The organism is Halomonas sp. ANAO-440 (assembly GCF_019915905.1).
GTDB classification, from domain to species: Bacteria; Pseudomonadota; Gammaproteobacteria; order Pseudomonadales; family Halomonadaceae; genus Halomonas; species Halomonas chromatireducens.
The window spans coordinates 39,314-56,108 of record NZ_JAHXBV010000004.1; the positions used below are offsets into that span (position 1 = coordinate 39,314).

The window sequence follows — 16,795 nt, forward strand, 5'->3', positions numbered from 1 at the left end:
CCTCTTTATCATTCAGCCGTTGGACTATGACTGATACGGATCAGCAACGCCATGACCTGTTCGAGGTCCTCGCTCCCCAGCGCGCCCACAGCCGAGTGTAGGACAAGGCGATCTAGCACATATCTTCCCAGAGTATCGACGAACTGAATGCGCTGGTCGTAGAGGCTGGCTCGCGCATCCAGCACATCGACCAGGTCGCGCAGGCCCAGTTGCTCGCCGCGCTCGGCGGCTTGGAGGAAAAGCTCGCTGGATTCAATGGCTCGGTTGAGCGCATCAAGGCGGCGCACGCTGCCGTTAAGTGAGCGCAGACGATGACGCACTTCCTGCCGTGCCAGGTTGCGCTCATTATCCAGCGCTTCCTGGCTGGCCATCGTGCGCAGCTCACCCTGGCGTACGCTCGCCCGTGTGCGCCCACCCCGATAGATGGGCACGCTCAGCTCGAGTGAAGCACGGTAGTCTTCGCTGGTGCGCAGCTCGTCATGACTGTCGCGATCGGAGTAGCTAAGACTGAGATCAAGCTCGGGATAGTAACCACCACGGCGTACGCGGGTGTCGCTATCCGTTGCCTGTCTCTCTGCCAGGGCACGCAGCACTGAGAGATTATTGCCGATCCGCTCCATCCAGTCGGCTTCGTCGCCCCAGTCTTGCTGAACGTCGGCAGCCGACAGATCACCCAACTGGGTGCTGCCGAAATCGGGGGAAACACCGGTGAGACGCTCCAACTCATTCAGCGCGTCATCCAGTTCGTTTTCGGCAAGCACGGCATCAGCGATGGCCTGGTCCATCCTCGAACTGGCTTCCAACAGGTTGATGCGGTCGCCCACACCAAGGTCAAAGGCCCGCTGGGCCTGATGCGCCTGGAGCTCAAGGGCTTCCTGCTGGGCTTCAAGCAACCCTAGCTTGCGCGAAGAAAGGTAAGCATTGACGTAAGCTTCGCTAACCTGAAGTGCAAGCTCTCTTTCAGCCAGCGCCAAGTCCAGCTCTGCCACGCCGACCTGTGCCCTGGCACGCTCCATGCCCCGCCAGCGCTCCAGGCTGAAGAGTGGCTGGCGAAGCTGCACCTGCCAGAAGGTTTCATCAATTTCACCCGGGCGCTGAGCCGGCTGATCGAGGTCAAAGTCTTCTGGACTGGTCTGGATGTTGGTGGAATCCTGCCATAAATAGCTGGCAGAAGCCGACACGTCAGGCAGCAGGTGGGATCGCGCGATGGGCACTTCCTGCTCGGTGGCTTCCAGCTCGAAGCGCTGGCGTGAAAGCTGTGCATCATGTTCCAGGGCCCGCTGGAATAGATTCGGCAAGGAAGGCAGGCTGCTACCACCAGCGAAGGCGTCATCCGACTCGCCAAGGCTCGCCAGCTGAGACATGGCCTCGCTGCCGGCCGGAACGTCATCGGCCTGCTGAGCAAACGTCGATGCCGGGGCCAGCATGAGCACTGCCGCCAGCATCATGACGCCCGAAGGAACGATCGTCCGTGATATGCGATGCACTGGCGTTCTTTCTTCGCGGGGGCGCAGCTGGTTGCTCATCAATCCTCCCTGATCGCACGGGCCAACATGTCGGTAATCGGCTTGGCAATGTAGCTGGCAAAGGTCCGCTCACCGGTACGAATCATTACTTCAGCGGGCATGCCGGAAAGCAACTGCATTTGCTCGGTCATGTCTTCCTGTCCTTCTTCGGTGACCCTGACCCGCGCCCTGTAGTAGCGCTGGCCGGTAGCCTCATCCTCGAAACTGTCGGCACTGACGTAGATCACTTCGGCATCAATGACATTGGTCAGCCGCTGGTTGAAAGCCGAGAAGCGAATCTCGGCGTGCTGACCACGAAAGATGTGGTCGATATCGCGGCTGGGCACCCGCGCTTCAACGATGAAGCCGTCGCCACTGGGCACGACATCCATGATGGTATCCCCAGCTCGGATAACGGCTCCCACGGTGTGAACCTGGCGCCCGACCACGGTGCCGGACACCGGGGCAACGATGGTAGTACGTTGCACTTGATCGGAAAGTGAGGTGATCTTCTCTTCGGCTTCAGCGATCTGCGTCTGGGCATTGCGAAGCTGTTCACCCACTTCGGACTGGAATTCCTGACGCCGCACTTCCTTCTGCAGCTGGTTTTCGCTGATGCGTGACTTGAGGCTGGCAATTTCAGAGCGATGCTGTGCGATGCGTCCTTCATATTCCATCACTTGGCGCTCCAGCTCACGCAGGCGCTGGTTGTCGCCCAGCCCCTCACGGAACAGTGAGCGGAAGTCCTCGGCTTCGGAGCGAAGCGAGTTCACCCGACGCGTATTGACATTGATTTGCGCCTCCATGCCCTCGATCTGCTCACGCATCTGCACAACCTGCTCGTCGAGCGATTCCATGGCGCCCTGCAGCGATTCCCGCCGAGCCAGGAAGAGGCTTTGCTGCACGGCCAGCACCTGCTGGACACGGGGCAGTTCGCTTGTCAGCAGGTCGTCGGGGAAAGTGAGAACATCGGCGCCTTCCTGCTCGGCAAGCAGGCGGATCTCCATGGCTCGGTTGATCAGGTACTGAGAACGGGCGATTTCCAACTGGGAGCGCGCCTGGGTGTCGCTGAGCACGACCAGTGGATCGCCGGCTTCGACGTAATCGCCGTCGTTGACCAACAGCTCTTGGACGATACCGCCTTCCAAGTGCTGCACTGTGCGCTTGAAGGATTCCATTGAGACATTGCCCGGCGCCACGACCGCTACAGCCAGCGAAGCAGTCATCGCCCAGGTGCCGAAGCCGCCGAAGGCGATCAACAGAATCAGCATACCCAGGCGCTTGTAGCCCTTGTCATTCGTCGGCAGCTTTTCGGCATACTCGCCGTCCAGGGTTTGAGGTTCGGGTGTGATATCGATGGCAGGGCGTTCTGACACTGCCTGCTCATCCTGCTGCCGTGGAGTATCTTGCTTGTCTGACATTACTTCGTCTCCTCGGGGCTGCCGTTGCCCGTCGTCCCGCTATCAGAGCGGCCACCGGCCACCGCGGCCAGACGCGAACCAGTGGCGGGGCCCATCTGACGCTGAGGTTTCTTGGCAAACTGCGCCAACACCTGGTCACGGGGGCCGAACATGCTCACCTGGCCTTCTTTCATCACCAGCAATTGGTCCATGTTCTTGAGTACACTGGTGCGATGACTGATCACGAAGAGGGTAACGCCCTCTGCCTTGAGCTGCTGTATCGAGGCCGAGAGCGCCCGCTCGCCGGAATCATCGAGATTCGAGTTGGGCTCATCGAGCACCACCAGCACCGGATTGCCATACAGGGCACGGGCCAGGCCGATGCGCTGACGCTGGCCGCCAGACAGTACACCGCTGGAGGCCGATATCGTGGTGTCATAGCCGTTGGGAAGCTCCAGGATCATTTCATGAACTCCGGCTTTCCTGGCGGCTGCCACGACCTTCCGAGCATCGACTTCCCCGAAACGGGCAATGTTTTCGCTGATCGAGCCATCGAAAAGCTCGATGTCCTGGGGCAGATAACCGATATGGGGGCCCAGCTCATCACGGTTCCACTGTGCGATATCGGCGCCATCAAGGCGTACGTTGCCTACTTGGGAGGGCCAGATGCCCAGCAGCACCCGGGCCAGTGTCGACTTGCCGGCCGCACTGGGACCGATGATGCCGACGTGCTCGCCCTTGGGGACCTCGAAATTAATGCCCCGAATGGTGGCCATGCGTACACCGGGAGGTGCGGCAGCGACAGTCTCGACGGAGACATTACCCTTGGGGGCAGGCAACGACATGCGCTGCTGCTCTTCGGGAATTTGGGTCAGCAGCTCGTTTAGGCGATCGTAGGCGCCACGAGCGCCGACGAAGCTTTTCCAGCTGCCGATCATCTGGTCGATAGGCGCCAGGGCCCTGCCCATGATAATGGAGCCGGCGATCATCATGCCCGGGGTCATCTCGCCACGGAGTACGAGAAAGGCACCCAGACCAAGGATCATCGACTGAAACAGCAGCCGCAGCACCTTGGAGGTGTTGGTCAGAGCCCCAGCACGGTCACTGGCCTGCGACTGCTTGGCGAGAAACTCGTGGTGCTTGGCCGCCCAGCGCTTGCGAAGGCCGGGCAGCATGCCCATGGCATAGAGTACTTCGGAGTTCCTCAGGTTCGAGTTGGCCAGGCTCTGGGCCTGGATCTGGTCGCTGTTGGCTTCGGCCAACAGGCTCTTGGTGGCTTTTTCATTGGCAACCGCCAGGATGAGCAACACGATACCGGCAATAGTGGCAAACACACCGAGCCATGGGTGGAACAGGAACAGCACGCCAAGATAGAGCGGCACCCAAGGCGCATCGAAAAAAGCAAACAGGCCGTTGCCGGTCAGAAACTGGCGCACGTTGGTCAGGTCGCTTAGGGGCTGAGCGGTCTGCTGGCCTTGCGTCACTACGCTGCGCCGGAACATGGCGCCGTAGAGCCGTGCGTTAATGTTGGTGTCCAGACGATTGCCGACCCTGACCAGCATACGTGAACGGACCAGCTCCAACCCACCCATGACCATGAAAAGGAAAACAACGACCAACGTCAGCATCAGAAGGGTCTCGACACTCTGGGTGGTAAGCACCCGGTCGTAGACCTGCAGCATATACATCGGAGGCACCAGCATGAGGAAATTGACAAACATGCTGAAAAAGCCCACCGAAGCAAACGAGTGCCGGCACGTCTTGAGTGCACGCTGAAGGTCCGTAGCGTCCTGTTGCTTTGCCATTTGGCGAGTCACCATTAGAAAAAACTGTAAAGCGGGGGAGGGGGGTTAGCCATCGACCCAGGATGATATCAGATACCAAGCGCCTTCACCATGCGCAGCAAACGCCATGGCATGAGGTGGGAAGCAGTGTCTGCCAGCGGGAGTGGGAGGCCCAACGGCGCCCAGACCGGCCACATGCGGACAGAGAAGGCCTTGAGCATGAGAGATGCCACCCACAAGCTAGCCCCGAACCACTAGAGACGGGGAACGCCTAGGCTTAGGCTACTACTCATGGCTTAGGTAGATATTATTGAAATTTGCAAAATAATCGTACATGTTAATAAGGGACGTCAGTAAACCGCGTTCCGGCTTATGCTGGTCCGCCTGCAGTATACGTCTCATCGCAACACCCCGGCCAGCAACTGGCCGGGGTTCTCCCGCCTTTATATACGTCAGCCAACCACACCACCCTTTATTTTTCCTTTTCTTTCAAGTAATTGCTGTACCCGCCCCACAACACGGCAAGCCAGAAAGCGTACATCATTACCCCGCTATTATGGCCAAGAAAAACCTGAGACAAACCGAAATCGATATACGCCACGGGCAACAACACCCCCGCTACGGCCAGGGAGCGCAAGCGCAGATCCACCGCCGCGAGGTGGCGAGCGAAAAGCCGCATGGGGATGAGGTAAAGTGCCAGTAGCACTGCTAGCCCGAGCAGGCCTCGCTTGGCAAGGGCGTCGATAAACTCGTTATGAGCATGTCCGTAGATCAGCACGCCAGAGTGAATCACGCCTCGCTCCGCAAGCTGCCCCATGCCTTGTTGATAGCCATTATGGCCCCAGCCGAGAAGCGGCTTCTCGGCAACGAGGTAGGAAGCCCCCTTCCACATCTCGAAGCGCGCACCCACCGATGTGACCGGATTGTTCTGCGTAACGTACTGCGATACATCGCTGACGGCAGCCTCGATACGGTGCTTCACGCCAGTTTGCGGAATTGCCACGGCGGCCACCGAGCCGGCCATGACCACGGCAATGGCAACGAGTTTCAGCCGAGCCGACAGCTGCCTTCCGTAGCCCTTGTAAAGGACCAGCAATACTACCGGTATGCCGATCCACCCACCACGGCTACCGGAGAAGAGCGAGCCCATGACACCTGCAGCTGCCCCTAGCGCCAGAAGCAGTACCCATGCCCGCCGATGGGGCTGCACCACCGCCCAGCCCATGCCTGCCAAACAGAGTATGCCCAGCAACATGCTCAAGTTGCCGAACTGAATAACGAAGGTGTACCCACTGGCTCGGTCCACCCCCTCTGCAAGTTTTTGCCAGCCAGCCCAGCCCCCCGCACCGATCGCCCCAAGCGCTATGCCGCTCCACATCCAGGTCAGACGAGGCGGGTAAGCTAGTATCAGCAGCATGGCGGGTATTGCCAGCAAAAAGCGCACTGGCTTGTCGATACCACGAGCGCCTTGCTCGTCCCACCAGGCTTCGGCAATGCCGACCAATGCATAGGCAACCAAGGCACTGATTATCATCCAGTCCTGGCGTGATAGCGCAAGGGTTGAACGACGCACCAGCAACACCATAGAGCCCAGTAGCAGCATGGCGGACCCTATTGAATAGCCCGTTGGCACGATAAGTGACAGGCTACCAAGGAAAAACACCGAAAGGCTCGTGTAATGACGAAATGTTAACGAATCAATATTGGCAGCAAGGGGCATGGGGAGGGCATCGTTATACTCAGTGAAAGTGACCGATGGTCAATCGTGAAAATGACCTGCGGAAGCTTGCCAATATAGCATAATCAAATAACATCCCGAGCTCCCCACCTGTGCGTTGATGTAAACCAGCACCACTCTTGACCCAAACACCATAGGGGTCAAACACCATAGGGATCATTGAAAACGGCCGCCTGAATGGCGGCCGTCTCAAGCGCGAATTCACCCTAAGGCACTGATTTGATTAGTGCTTCACCGCAAAGAGAGAATCACTCAGCGATAGACAGGGAAGCGCGCGCAGACAACTTCGACTTTGCCCTTCACCTCGGCTTCCAGAGCGGCGGTATCGTCGCCCTTGGCCATGGTGTCGAGGATGTCGCAGATCCAGCCGGCCAGTTCGCTGCACTCTGCTTCACCGAAGCCGCGTGTGGTCACCGCCGGGGTGCCGATGCGCAGCCCGGAGGTGACAAAGGGGCTCTGGGGGTCGCCGGGTACGGCATTCTTGTTGACGGTGATGTGGGCGCGCCCCAGGGCGGCGTCCGCATCCTTGCCGGTCAGGCCCTGCTTGATCAGCGACAGCAGGAAGAGATGGTCTTCGGTACCGCCGGATACGATGTCGTAGCCGCGCTCGATGAACACGCCGGCCATGGCCTGGGCGTTCTTGACCACCTGCTGCTGGTAGGTCTTGAACTCCGGCTCCATGGCTTCCTTGAAGCAGATCGCCTTGGCAGCGATGACGTGCTCCAGCGGGCCACCCTGACCGCCGGGGAAGACCGCGGACTGCAGCTTCTTCTCGATCTCGGCGTCGCCCTCGCTGGAGAGAATCAAGCCGCCGCGGGGACCGCGCAAGGTCTTGTGGGTGGTGGTGGTGACCACGTGGGCGTGGGGCAGCGGAGTCGGGTAGACGCCAGCGGCCACCAGGCCGGCCACATGGGCCATGTCGACCAGCAGATAGGCCCCCACCTCGTCGGCGATCTCGCGGAACTTGGCCCAGTCGATGATCTGGGAGTAGGCGGAGAAGCCGGCGATGATCATCTTCGGCTGATGCTCGCGGGCAAGCTTGGCCACTTCCTCGTAGTCGATGCGACCACTCTCGTCGATGCCGTACTGCACGGCGTTGTAGTGCTTGCCGGAGAAGTTGGGCTTGGCGCCGTGAGTCAGGTGGCCGCCGGCATCGAGGCTCATGCCCAACACGGTATCACCCGGTTTGACCAGCGCCTGGAACACCGCGCTGTTGGCCTGGGATCCGGAGTGGGGCTGGACATTGGCGTAGCTGGCATCGAACAGCTGCTTGGCGTAGTCGATGGCCAACTGCTCGACGATGTCTACGTATTCGCAGCCGCCGTAGTAGCGCTTGCCGGGATAGCCTTCCGCGTACTTGTTGGTCAGCTGGCTGCCCTGGGCTTCGAGAACCCGGGGGCTGGCATAGTTCTCGGAGGCGATCAGCTCGATGTGCGCTTCCTGGCGAGCGACCTCTTTTTGCATCGCATCGAACAGGACATCATCGAAACCGGCAATCGTCATGTCACGGCTGAACATCGGCGGGGAACCTCGCATCACGGGAAGAATCAGGATGCGCCATGATACCCCAGCCCATGACGGCTTTCACATGAAAGGCCGTCATGGGCAGCACCACCATTTCTCATGCAGGCTTTAGCCCTGCTGCAGCTTCAACGTGTTTCCACCTTCATCGAAAGCTTATCCGGCAGCCCCAGCGGGTCAGCCATGTAGGTGGCCATGTTGCTTTCCGAGGGCAGGGTAATACTGATATCCAGCTCCTCGGCTGCCCCTTCCAGAAGCTCCACCAGCCCCATCAGAACCGACTGAACCTGAGGGCCGAACATCATGCCGAAACCCTGGGCCTGGGTTCGCGCCTGCTCGACATACTGCGCTTCGGTAACACCCTCCATCGCTGCACCCAGTGTGGCCAGGCGACCGAAGAGCCCTTGATTGGCGAGCGATAGACGGATGTCCCCCCCCAGCAGTGTCGCGGCTTGCAGCGAGCCGGCATCGGCAAAGACATCCGCGGGTTCCATCCCACCCGGCAACACGACGGGCAGATTGATATCGAGTATCAGGCGTAGTGCGTCGTGAAGCTCGATACGACTGTCGCTGACCAGGACACTGTGCTCGCTCCCCTCCTTCCAGCTTCCCAGGAAGGCGGCGTCAAGGCGCAGCTCACCGGTCCCGTCGGTCAGTACGTTACTGGCCATGCGCAGTTGGGTCCGCTCGTCTTCCGGGGCCATTTCGATCATGCGAGCCAGGTCCATATGAAAGCCTTCGATGCGCACCCCGCCCTGGCCGTCAGAAAAGTCGCCATCGACATCCAGCAGCTCCAAGCTGCCGACCAGTTGGTCAGACTCGATCGCGAGGTCGCGCAGGATCAGTGAGTCCAGCTGCTCCTCACCGTCCACATCCAGCCCGGTCAATCCTTCGAAGCGCAGGGAGGCGAGCGTAAAGGAGCCGGAACCGAACTCATCAAGGTCTTCCCCCGAGCCTGCCACTCCCGTGAGCTCCAGCATGCCGATGCCGTCATGGGCCAGCGACTGTCCGCGAACCTGTTCAATGGTCATGCGGCCCTGGCTGCTGGTGAAAGGGGTACCATAGAACATGTCCTCGGCAATCTCAGAGGCAAGGTCGATCACGATGCCATCGATCGCCAGGCTGCCAATGCGGACCTCGTCTGGCGCCAGGCTGTCGTCCAGGGGGAAGACCGCTCGCGAGGGCTTGCCGAGCACGATACGCTCCGCACTCATCAGCATCAGCTCGGTCAGGCTGTCCTCGATGCGCACCCCTTTCAGGGTGACCTCATCGGGACTGTCATAGTCACCGCTGACCTCATAGCTGTCGATGAGTAGCCGCTCACCCTCCTCGGACTCGAAGACAAAGTCCTTGGCTGTGACACGGGAACGCAGCATGGCACTGGAGACATCGCCGATCTCGACGTTGCCGTAGCCCCCGAACAGGGAGCGAAGCTCGGTCTCGAGCCGTTCTGCGTCGGCAAATGCCGCGCCGGACACTCCCGTCAGCGTGGCGAAAGCCAGGGCGGAACCAAGGCGCGAAGCACCTGGACGTGGTGCATTCATCGACGTCACCTCCTCTGTGAAAGAATAATAGCGCGCCGTACGGCCGCCTTTACATAGTGTAACCAGAAAAGTGCCCCTCGGCTTCCCTCGCCAACGGAGCCAGTCAATGTCAGGTCAACGCGGAGTCCGGCACACGACGCATTCATTCACGCTTCACCAAGCAGGCCAAGGCTCTCCATTGGCGTCTGCCGACGCACGCTGCGCGACAGTGCATGACCGATCACGCCGATGACCAGCGCACCACCCAGCGGAAGTATCAGCCATAGCCCCCAGTGGATACGCGGCGCCAGGTCGAACCAGGCAAGATAGATTCCCGCCGCGGCCAGCTCGGCAAGCAGCGCCCCCATCAGCCCGCTGGCGAAGCCGAGAATCGCGAACTCGGCCCCCTGCACTCGCGAGATCAGGCGGTCACCGGCACCGAATACGCGCAGCAACCCGCTCTCGTGGGCACGGGTCGGACGGCTGGCGGTAAGGGCAGCATAGAGCACGCTGATACCGGCCAGGAGTACGAAGCCGAGCACGAACTCCACCGCACGGGTCACCTGGGTCAGCAGCTCTCGGACCTGGCCGAGGATCGCCTCGACGTTGAGCAGCGAGACACCCGGGAACTCGCGAACCAGCGCCCTGCTGATGTCGTCGCGCTCACGGTCGAGGTGGAAGGCGGTGATATAGCTGTGACCGAAACCCTCCAGCACATCCGGCGGGAAGATGACGAAGAAGTTGGGGCGGAAGCTGTCCCAGTCCAGATCGCGCAGGCTGGTGATCTCGCCGACGATCTCCTCTCCACCGATGGTAAAGGTCATGGCATCACCCAGCCCCAGCCCCAGCCGCTCGGCCAGGCCATCTTCTATCGAGATTGGTACCCGGCCTTCGGCAAGCGTGGGTGACCGGTCGAACCACTGGCCGGCCACCAGGCGATTGCCCACCGGCAGCGTCTCGCGCCAGGTGAGATTGAGCTCACGGCGCAGCGAACCGTCGCCGCGGGCATCGGCCGGCACTGCATCGCGCGGAGCCTGGTCGTTGATCGCCGTGATGCGTCCGCGCACCATCGGATAGAGGGTGGTGCGCTCATCCACGGCATCGTCCAGGGTATCGATGAAGGCGTCGCGCTCACCGGGCTGGATATTGATGGCGAAGTAGTTGGGTGTGTCCTCAGGCAACTGGTCCTGCCAGGTACTCAACAGGTCGCCGCGCACCAGGGCAATCATCGCCATGGCGGCAAAGGTCACCGAGAAGGCCAGCAACTGACCGAGGCTGGCGCTGCGGCGGCGTGCCAGCTGGCGCGCCCCCAGGCGCAGCGCCTGACGCTTGCCACCACCGGCAGACGGCATCCGTGCCACCAGGCGCAGCACCAGTGACAGCAGCAGCCAACCCAGCCCCCACAGCAGCACCAACATCACCAGGCCGCCCACCAGCAGGCCGAAGGCCAGCTGCGGGTCGCCGGAATAGAGCCAGAGCAAGCCGCCGAACACCAGGCTGGCCACTCCTACCACCAGCCACGCCGAGGCGGGCAGCGGATCGAGTTCGCGACGCAGCACCTTGAGCGCACTGACACGCTTGAGGCGCAGCAGCGTCGGCCCGGCGAAGCCGACCAGCACCGCCAGCGCCGTCAATATGCCCAGCAGCAGCGGCAGCGGGCCGGGGGGCGGCAGCTCCATGGGCAGGAAGGCGGTGAGCAGCCACAGCAACCCGGCCTGGCCGATCAAGCCCAGCAGCGCCCCTACCATGGAGGCAGCCAGAGCGAGCCACAGTAGCTGCAGGGCAAACAGCTGGGTCAGCTGACGCTGGGTGGCACCGAAGCAGCGCAGCAGCGCCGCAGTATCAAGATGGCGCTCCACGTAGCGCCGCGTGGCCATGGCCACCGCCACACCGGCCAGCAGCACCGCGGCGAGTCCGGCCAGGCTCAGGTACTGTTCCGCCCGCGACAGCGCATTACCCAGTTGGGGACGATCGCGCCGGACGTCACGCACTTCGACGCCATCGGCGGTCAGCCCCCGCAAGCGTGGCAGCACCGCATCGACCTCACTCGGCGCCCCCCGGGCCAGCAGCGAGAACTCGATGCGGGAGCCGGGTTGCACCAGGTCGCTCGCCTCGACATCGGCCTGATGCATCATCAGGCGCGGATTGAAATTGGCAAAGCCCCCGGACTGGTCCGGCTCGCGCTCGACCAGGGCGGTAACCTCGAGACGCGTCCGACCAACCTGCACCCGATCGCCGAGGTCGACCTCCAGCAGCTGCGCCAGGCGTGGCGACAGCCAGGCCTCTCCCGGCGCAGGACCGCGTGCAAGCCGCTCGACACCCGCCCCGCGGTCGACATGGACCTCGCCGTAGAGGGGGTAATTGTCGTCGATGACCTTGAGGCTGGCCGGCTGGAAGGCGTCTTCGTGGCTGGCCATGGATACCATGCCGACCTGCTCGCTCAGGGTCAGTCCGGCCTCTTGCAGCGTCTGTCGCAGGGTATCCTCGAACGGCCGTGCCTGCTCGAGCACGAGGTCACCGCCCAGCATCTGCCCGGCCTGGCGTTCGAGGCCGCGCTCCAGACGGTCGAGAAAGAAGCCGATCATGGTCGAGGCGGCCACCGCCAGGGCCAGCGCCACGAACAATGCACGCACGTCGGCGGCGCGCAGGTCGCGGCGCATGCCACGCAGCGACAGGGCCAGGGCTCCCATCCCCCGGCGCGCCTCGGCAGGTTCAGGAACAGTACCGACGGCGTCGCTCATGCCCCCACCTCATCCAGCTCCAGTGGCATGAGCCGCCCCTCTTCCAGCTGAAGGCAGCGATCGCAGCGTCTCGCCAGGGCATAGTCGTGGGTCACCAGCACCAGGGTGGTGCCCGCCTCGCGGTTCAGGGCAAACAGCAGGTCGATGATGCGACCGCCCGTGGCATGGTCGAGGTTGCCGGTGGGCTCGTCGGCGAAGACCAGCTGCGGTTCGGTGACGAAGGCCCTGGCCAGGGCAACGCGCTGCTGCTCACCACCGGAGAGCTGCTTGGGCAGGTGGTCGAGCCGCTCGCCGAGGCCGACCCGAGCCAACCAGTCGCGGCCGCGCTGCTCACTATTGGTAAGCGGCGCCAATTCCAGCGGCAGCAGCACGTTTTCCAAGGCCGTTAGCGTCGGCAGCAGCTGGAAATTCTGGAACACGAAGCCGACCCGACCGGCACGCAGGCCGGCGCGTCCATCTTCATCGAGGCTCGCCAGCGCCTCGCCGAATAGCGTCAGTTCGCCACTGGTGGGCTGGTCGAGCCCGGCCAGGAGGCCGAGCAAGGTCGACTTGCCGGCACCACTGGCTCCGAGGATCGCCAACGTCTCTCCAGGGAACACTTCGAGGTCAAGGGCACTCAGAATGGTCAGCGGGCGTTCACCGCTGGTGACCTGCTTGCCCAGGCCGCGGGCGTGTAGAATCGTGGAAGAGCTGGTTCTCGAGGAGTCTGACATGACTAGAGGTATCCCTGTGCTGCTGTCTATTTCCGATCACCTGAGCCGGCGTTGGCGCCACTGCCTTGGCGTCTGCTTGTTGGGCCTGATGGCACTCGCTGCCTCACCGGCGGCGCTGGCCGCCGGCACCCCGACGCTGCTGGTCATGGGCGACAGCCTCAGCGCCGCATACGGCATCGAGCAGGATGAAGGCTGGGTCAGTTTGCTGGAAGCGCGTCTCGACGGAAAGGCGGAAGTGGTCAATGCCAGCATCAGCGGTGAGACGAGCAGCGGCGGCGCGAGCCGACTTCCCGACCTACTCGGACAGCATGAACCCCACATTGTTCTGCTCGGGCTGGGCGGCAACGACGGCCTGCGCGGCCTGCCACCCAACCAGTTGGAGGCCAACCTCGCCGCCATGATCGAGGCAAGCCGCCAGGCCGGCGCCGAGGTGCTGCTACTTGGAATCGATATTCCCCCGAACTACGGCCAGTCCTACCGCGACGCCTTTACCGGGGTCTTCTTCCAGCTCGCCGAGTCCTACGAGCTGGCCCTGCTGCCTTTCCTGCTCGAAGGAGTGGCACTGGAAGAGGGCATGATGCAGTCCGACGGTATTCATCCGACAAACACTGCTCAGCCCATCATCCTCGACAACGTCTGGCCCGAGCTGCTACCGCTGCTGGAGCGCAACGGCGTAGCTGCCCCCTTGTCCGACGGCTGACCTGACCCTATGCACAAGCAGCCTGTCACGACGTCGCCGGCACCGGACTCTTCTGCCACTGCTGGAGCCTCAGCCCACCGAGAATCAGCACCAGCCCCACCAGGGTGGAGGGCAGGATCGGCTCGCCGACCACCAGGAACAGCAGCAGCAGCGATACCGGCGGCGACAGGAAGATCAGGTTTGACACCCTGGCGGTACGCGACACCCGATGTACCGCCAGCTGCCACAGCACAAAGGCGACGCCCATCTCGAACAGCCCCACATAGATGCCCGCGGCAAGCCCCTTCCAGCCGAGCCAGGAGAAGCCGGGACCGAGCAGCATCAGCAGGGTGAGTACGGGCAGCGCAACGGTAAAGTTCTGCCATTGGGCGACCAGCGGCGGGCGATGATCGCGGGCATTGAGCAACCAGTAGAGCGCCCAGAGCAGCGTCGAGGCCAGGGCCATGCCCACCCCGAGGGGATCGGCGAAGGCCACGTCGAAGACCGCCCCCCGCGTCGCGATGACCCAGACACCGGCGTAGGCGATCAATCCGGCAAGGATGTCGATCCGGGTCAGGCGCTGGCCTAGAATCGGCACCGCCAGGAAGGCCATGGCCAGCGCCCAGGTATAGTTGAGCGCCATGGCCTCCTGGCCCGGCAGCCGGTCGTAGGCGCCGAATAGCAGGAGGTAGTAGGCCACCGGGTTCATCAACCCGGCCCAGGCGGCCGTGCGCCACCCCTGCGACAGTGCCTGGCCCACCTGGCCCTGGCGCACCATCAGCACGCCGATCAGCGCCCAGGAAACCAGCGAAGCAAGCCAGATCAGCTCCAGTGGCGACATGTATGCAAGTGCAATCTTGAACGCCGTGGCCACCGTGGACCATAGCGCCACGGCGCCAAGACCAAACAGTATCGCCTGGCGGTCGCGATCCGGTTCGGCTGCCCTCACCGGTCGACATGCCCAAGATCGCGCCCCGGATCAAGCCTGTCCCGGACCCGCTGCTTGAGCTGCTTGCTGTCGGGGAAGCCGCCGTCTCGCTTGCGTTCCCACAGCGAATCATCGTCGAAGAATATCTCGAAATAGCCGCCGTGGGACGGCACCAGCGCTACCTCATCGAGGTCCTCACCGAAGGTGGAAAGCAGCTCCTGGGCCAGCCAGGCGCTGCGCAGCAGCCACTGACACTGGGTGCAGTAGTGGATGCGAATACGTGACATGTCGGCCTCCCTGTCGCAACAATGATGGCTCCGATGATAACAGCCGAGGAGCCCGCATGGCTGAACGCGAGATCAGTCAGTCCCGCCTCTACGAATGGTTGACCGGTGACGAGGACAGCCGGATGTGTCGTGACATTCCCGACGAGGCATGTGACGAACAGCCGCACAACTTCTTCCTGCACCTGTTCGCATCCCTGGGCAACAAGCTGGCCGACGAGCTCTCCAGCGCCCGCCTGGTACTGCCCTGGCTGCTCGGTGTCATCGGCGCCCCCCTGTGGATGGTGGGCCTGCTGGTGCCGATCCGCGAATCAGGTGCCCTGTTGCCACAGCTATTCGTGGCGGGCTTCATTCGGCTCAAGCCGGAGCGCAAGTGGGCCTGGGCGGTCGGCGGTGCGCTGCAGGCTCTGGCCGCCGCTGCACTGGCACTGCTCGCCCTGTTCGGCAGCGGTGCCATTGGCGGCGCCCTGGTCCTGGTTGTGCTGGTGGCGCTGTCACTGGCCAGGGGACTCTCGTCGATCGCTACCAAGGACGTGCTGGGCAAGACCATTGCCAAGGGCCGTCGCGGTACTTTGCTGGGCTGGAGCGGCAGCGTGGCCGGCGCCGCAACCCTGGTTGCGGGCCTGGTGCTGATCCTGTTCGAAGATCGCCCCGGCGAGCTGGCGCTGGCCGTACTGCTCGGCGTGGCGGCGCTAGGCTGGGGGCTGAATGCCCTGTGCGCGGCGTGCATTCGGGAAACGCCGGGGGCCGTGGAGGGCGGCGAGAACGCCTGGGACAGCATCAAGCTGGGGCTACGCCTGCTGCGCGACGACCGGAACTTCCTGCACTTCAATCTCTCCCGGGCACTGCTCCTTGCCAGCGCCCTGGCCCTCCCCTATGTGGCGCTGCTGGGCCAGCAGCAGAGCGGCACCGAACTTGGCGGGCTGGGGATCCTCATCGTGGTGTCCGGCGTTGCCGGCATGGTGGCAAGCCCCGTCTGGGGCAAGCGCTCCGATGCGTCCAGCCGCACGGTGATGCGCGACACCGGCCTGGGCGCGGCGGCCTGCTGCCTGCTGGGCGCCAGCTTCGCCTGGCTGCCCGGCGCCTGGACGAGTACGGTCTGGCCCTATGCCATGGTCTATGCGTTGCTGGTGATCGTGCATGCCGGCGTCCGCCTGGGGCGCAAGACCTATATCGTCGACATGGCCGGGGAGGAGCGACGCGCACTCTATGTGGCCCTTTCCAATACCATCACCGGCGCGCTGATGCTGCTGGCAGGAGGCCTGGTGGGCGCTCTCGCCCAGTGGCTGGGCACTACCTGGCTGCTGGTATTTCTCGCCGCCATGGCATTTGCAGCAGCACTCAGCGCGAGCAAGCTGCCGGATGTCGAGCAGTAACCGCGGGTAAAGATTGTCAACGCGCCCCGGGCTGGCCATGATATATCATCGAAATGAGCCGTTGTCGGCTAGCCGATAGCCAGGACCCGAGACAGGAATGCCTTGTATGAAACGATCCCCAATGATCAGCCCGGAACTGCTTGAGCGCATTGTCGACGCTTCGGTGGACGGCATCGTCGTTGCCGAGCAGGAGGGCGACGAGAATATTCTGATCTACGTCAACAAGGGCTTCGAACGACTCACCGGCTACAGCGCAGACGAGATTCTCTATCGAGACTGCCGCTTTCTGCAGCAAGAGGACCGTGACCAGCCTGGCCTTGATAACATACGCAAGGCCCTCCAGGAGGGACGCCCCTGTCGCGAGGTACTGCGCAACTATCGCAAGGATGGCACGCTGTTCTGGAATGAGTTGTCGATAACGCCCCTGTACGATGAAGAGGACAAGCTCACCTACTACATCGGCGTACAGAAGGACGTCACCGAGCGTGTCGAGATCCAGATGGAGCTCGAACGACTGAAGGCCGAATACGGCCTCACCTGAGGCAACGCCCGAGCCAGGTCAAAAAAAGATCGATAAGGGCTTGCTCTGGACGCCTGAGGGAT

The 16,795-nt window shown here is 62.5% G+C and carries 13 protein-coding genes; 3 read left to right on the plus strand and 10 right to left on the minus strand.

What is annotated here, in order from left to right; translation table 11 throughout:
- Positions 1 to 8 precede the first annotated feature (8 nt).
- The 8 genes from KZO25_RS03470 to KZO25_RS03505 form a co-directional block, all read right to left on the minus strand.
- Positions 9 to 1,526, minus strand: coding sequence for a TolC family outer membrane protein (locus tag KZO25_RS03470; RefSeq protein WP_262488828.1), 1,518 nt, complete (start codon positions 1,524 to 1,526; stop codon positions 9 to 11).
- A complete protein-coding gene (locus tag KZO25_RS03475; protein ID WP_223135894.1) occupies positions 1,526 to 2,926 on the minus strand; it encodes an HlyD family type I secretion periplasmic adaptor subunit in 1,401 nt (466 codons plus the stop codon). Before KZO25_RS03475 ends, KZO25_RS03470 begins: the two co-directional genes overlap by 1 nt.
- Positions 2,926 to 4,710: a type I secretion system permease/ATPase gene (locus tag KZO25_RS03480; RefSeq protein WP_223135895.1), complete on the minus strand. Its 1,785-nt coding sequence runs from the start codon at positions 4,708 to 4,710 to the stop codon at positions 2,926 to 2,928. Before KZO25_RS03480 ends, KZO25_RS03475 begins: the two co-directional genes overlap by 1 nt.
- Positions 4,711 to 5,161: 451 nt before the next feature.
- On the minus strand, positions 5,162 to 6,409 hold the full coding sequence (locus KZO25_RS03485; RefSeq protein WP_262488829.1) for an O-antigen ligase family protein: 1,248 nt from the start codon (positions 6,407 to 6,409) through the stop codon (positions 5,162 to 5,164).
- Between the two features lie 270 nt (positions 6,410 to 6,679).
- The gene (glyA, locus tag KZO25_RS03490) at positions 6,680 to 7,945 is read right to left on the minus strand and encodes a serine hydroxymethyltransferase (protein WP_223135896.1); all 1,266 of its coding nucleotides are present in this window, start codon (positions 7,943 to 7,945) and stop codon (positions 6,680 to 6,682) included.
- Positions 7,946 to 8,076: 131 nt separating this feature from the next.
- A complete protein-coding gene (locus KZO25_RS03495; RefSeq protein ID WP_262488830.1) occupies positions 8,077 to 9,492 on the minus strand; it encodes a hypothetical protein in 1,416 nt (471 codons plus the stop codon).
- Positions 9,493 to 9,638: 146 nt separating this feature from the next.
- Complete coding sequence (locus KZO25_RS03500) at positions 9,639 to 12,161, minus strand: ABC transporter permease (protein ID WP_223136111.1); 2,523 nt, start codon at positions 12,159 to 12,161, stop codon at positions 9,639 to 9,641.
- A gap of 47 nt (positions 12,162 to 12,208) precedes the next feature.
- Positions 12,209 to 12,925 carry an ABC transporter ATP-binding protein gene (locus tag KZO25_RS03505; protein ID WP_066445166.1) on the minus strand — a complete coding sequence of 239 codons (717 nt, stop codon included), beginning with the start codon at positions 12,923 to 12,925 and terminating at the stop codon, positions 12,209 to 12,211.
- On the opposite strand from KZO25_RS03505, the gene KZO25_RS03510 reads away from it, so the two are divergent.
- Positions 12,924 to 13,625, plus strand: a complete 702-nt coding sequence (locus tag KZO25_RS03510) for an arylesterase (protein ID WP_223135897.1) — start codon at positions 12,924 to 12,926, stop codon at positions 13,623 to 13,625. The two genes, KZO25_RS03505 and KZO25_RS03510, sit on opposite strands and share 2 nt — an antisense overlap.
- Positions 13,626 to 13,650: 25 nt before the next feature.
- Here KZO25_RS03510 and KZO25_RS03515 read toward each other — a convergent pair whose 3' ends face one another.
- On the minus strand, positions 13,651 to 14,553 hold the full coding sequence (locus KZO25_RS03515) for a DMT family transporter (RefSeq protein WP_316935429.1): 903 nt from the start codon (positions 14,551 to 14,553) through the stop codon (positions 13,651 to 13,653).
- The gene (locus tag KZO25_RS03520; RefSeq protein ID WP_066445161.1) at positions 14,550 to 14,819 is read right to left on the minus strand and encodes a SelT/SelW/SelH family protein; all 270 of its coding nucleotides are present in this window, start codon (positions 14,817 to 14,819) and stop codon (positions 14,550 to 14,552) included. Before KZO25_RS03520 ends, KZO25_RS03515 begins: the two co-directional genes overlap by 4 nt.
- A gap of 56 nt (positions 14,820 to 14,875) precedes the next feature.
- On the opposite strand from KZO25_RS03520, the gene KZO25_RS03525 reads away from it, so the two are divergent.
- A complete protein-coding gene (locus KZO25_RS03525) occupies positions 14,876 to 16,192 on the plus strand; it encodes an MFS transporter (protein WP_223135898.1) in 1,317 nt (438 codons plus the stop codon).
- 106 nt (positions 16,193 to 16,298) lie between these two features.
- Positions 16,299 to 16,733, plus strand: coding sequence for a PAS domain S-box protein (locus tag KZO25_RS03530; protein WP_066445154.1), 435 nt, complete (start codon positions 16,299 to 16,301; stop codon positions 16,731 to 16,733).
- Positions 16,734 to 16,795: the final 62 nt, after the last annotated feature.

What these genes read in the sequence shown, in the direction of transcription:
- glyA (WP_223135896.1), bottom strand. Translation starts at nt 7,945, where the DNA reads ATGTTCAGCCGTGACATGACGATTGCCGGTTTCGATGATGTCCTGTTC.
- KZO25_RS03495 (WP_262488830.1), bottom strand. Translation starts at nt 9,492, where the DNA reads ATGAATGCACCACGTCCAGGTGCTTCGCGCCTTGGTTCCGCCCTGGCT.
- KZO25_RS03530 (WP_066445154.1), top strand. Translation starts at nt 16,299, where the DNA reads ATGAAACGATCCCCAATGATCAGCCCGGAACTGCTTGAGCGCATTGTC.
- KZO25_RS03520 (WP_066445161.1), bottom strand. Translation starts at nt 14,819, where the DNA reads ATGTCACGTATTCGCATCCACTACTGCACCCAGTGTCAGTGGCTGCTG.
- KZO25_RS03510 (WP_223135897.1), top strand. Translation starts at nt 12,924, where the DNA reads ATGACTAGAGGTATCCCTGTGCTGCTGTCTATTTCCGATCACCTGAGC.
- KZO25_RS03480 (WP_223135895.1), bottom strand. Translation starts at nt 4,710, where the DNA reads ATGGCAAAGCAACAGGACGCTACGGACCTTCAGCGTGCACTCAAGACG.
- KZO25_RS03475 (WP_223135894.1), bottom strand. Translation starts at nt 2,926, where the DNA reads ATGTCAGACAAGCAAGATACTCCACGGCAGCAGGATGAGCAGGCAGTG.
- KZO25_RS03485 (WP_262488829.1), bottom strand. Translation starts at nt 6,409, where the DNA reads ATGCCCCTTGCTGCCAATATTGATTCGTTAACATTTCGTCATTACACG.
- KZO25_RS03500 (WP_223136111.1), bottom strand. Translation starts at nt 12,161, where the DNA reads ATGGGAGCCCTGGCCCTGTCGCTGCGTGGCATGCGCCGCGACCTGCGC.
- KZO25_RS03505 (WP_066445166.1), bottom strand. Translation starts at nt 12,925, where the DNA reads ATGTCAGACTCCTCGAGAACCAGCTCTTCCACGATTCTACACGCCCGC.
- KZO25_RS03470 (WP_262488828.1), bottom strand. Translation starts at nt 1,526, where the DNA reads ATGAGCAACCAGCTGCGCCCCCGCGAAGAAAGAACGCCAGTGCATCGC.
- KZO25_RS03525 (WP_223135898.1), top strand. Translation starts at nt 14,876, where the DNA reads ATGGCTGAACGCGAGATCAGTCAGTCCCGCCTCTACGAATGGTTGACC.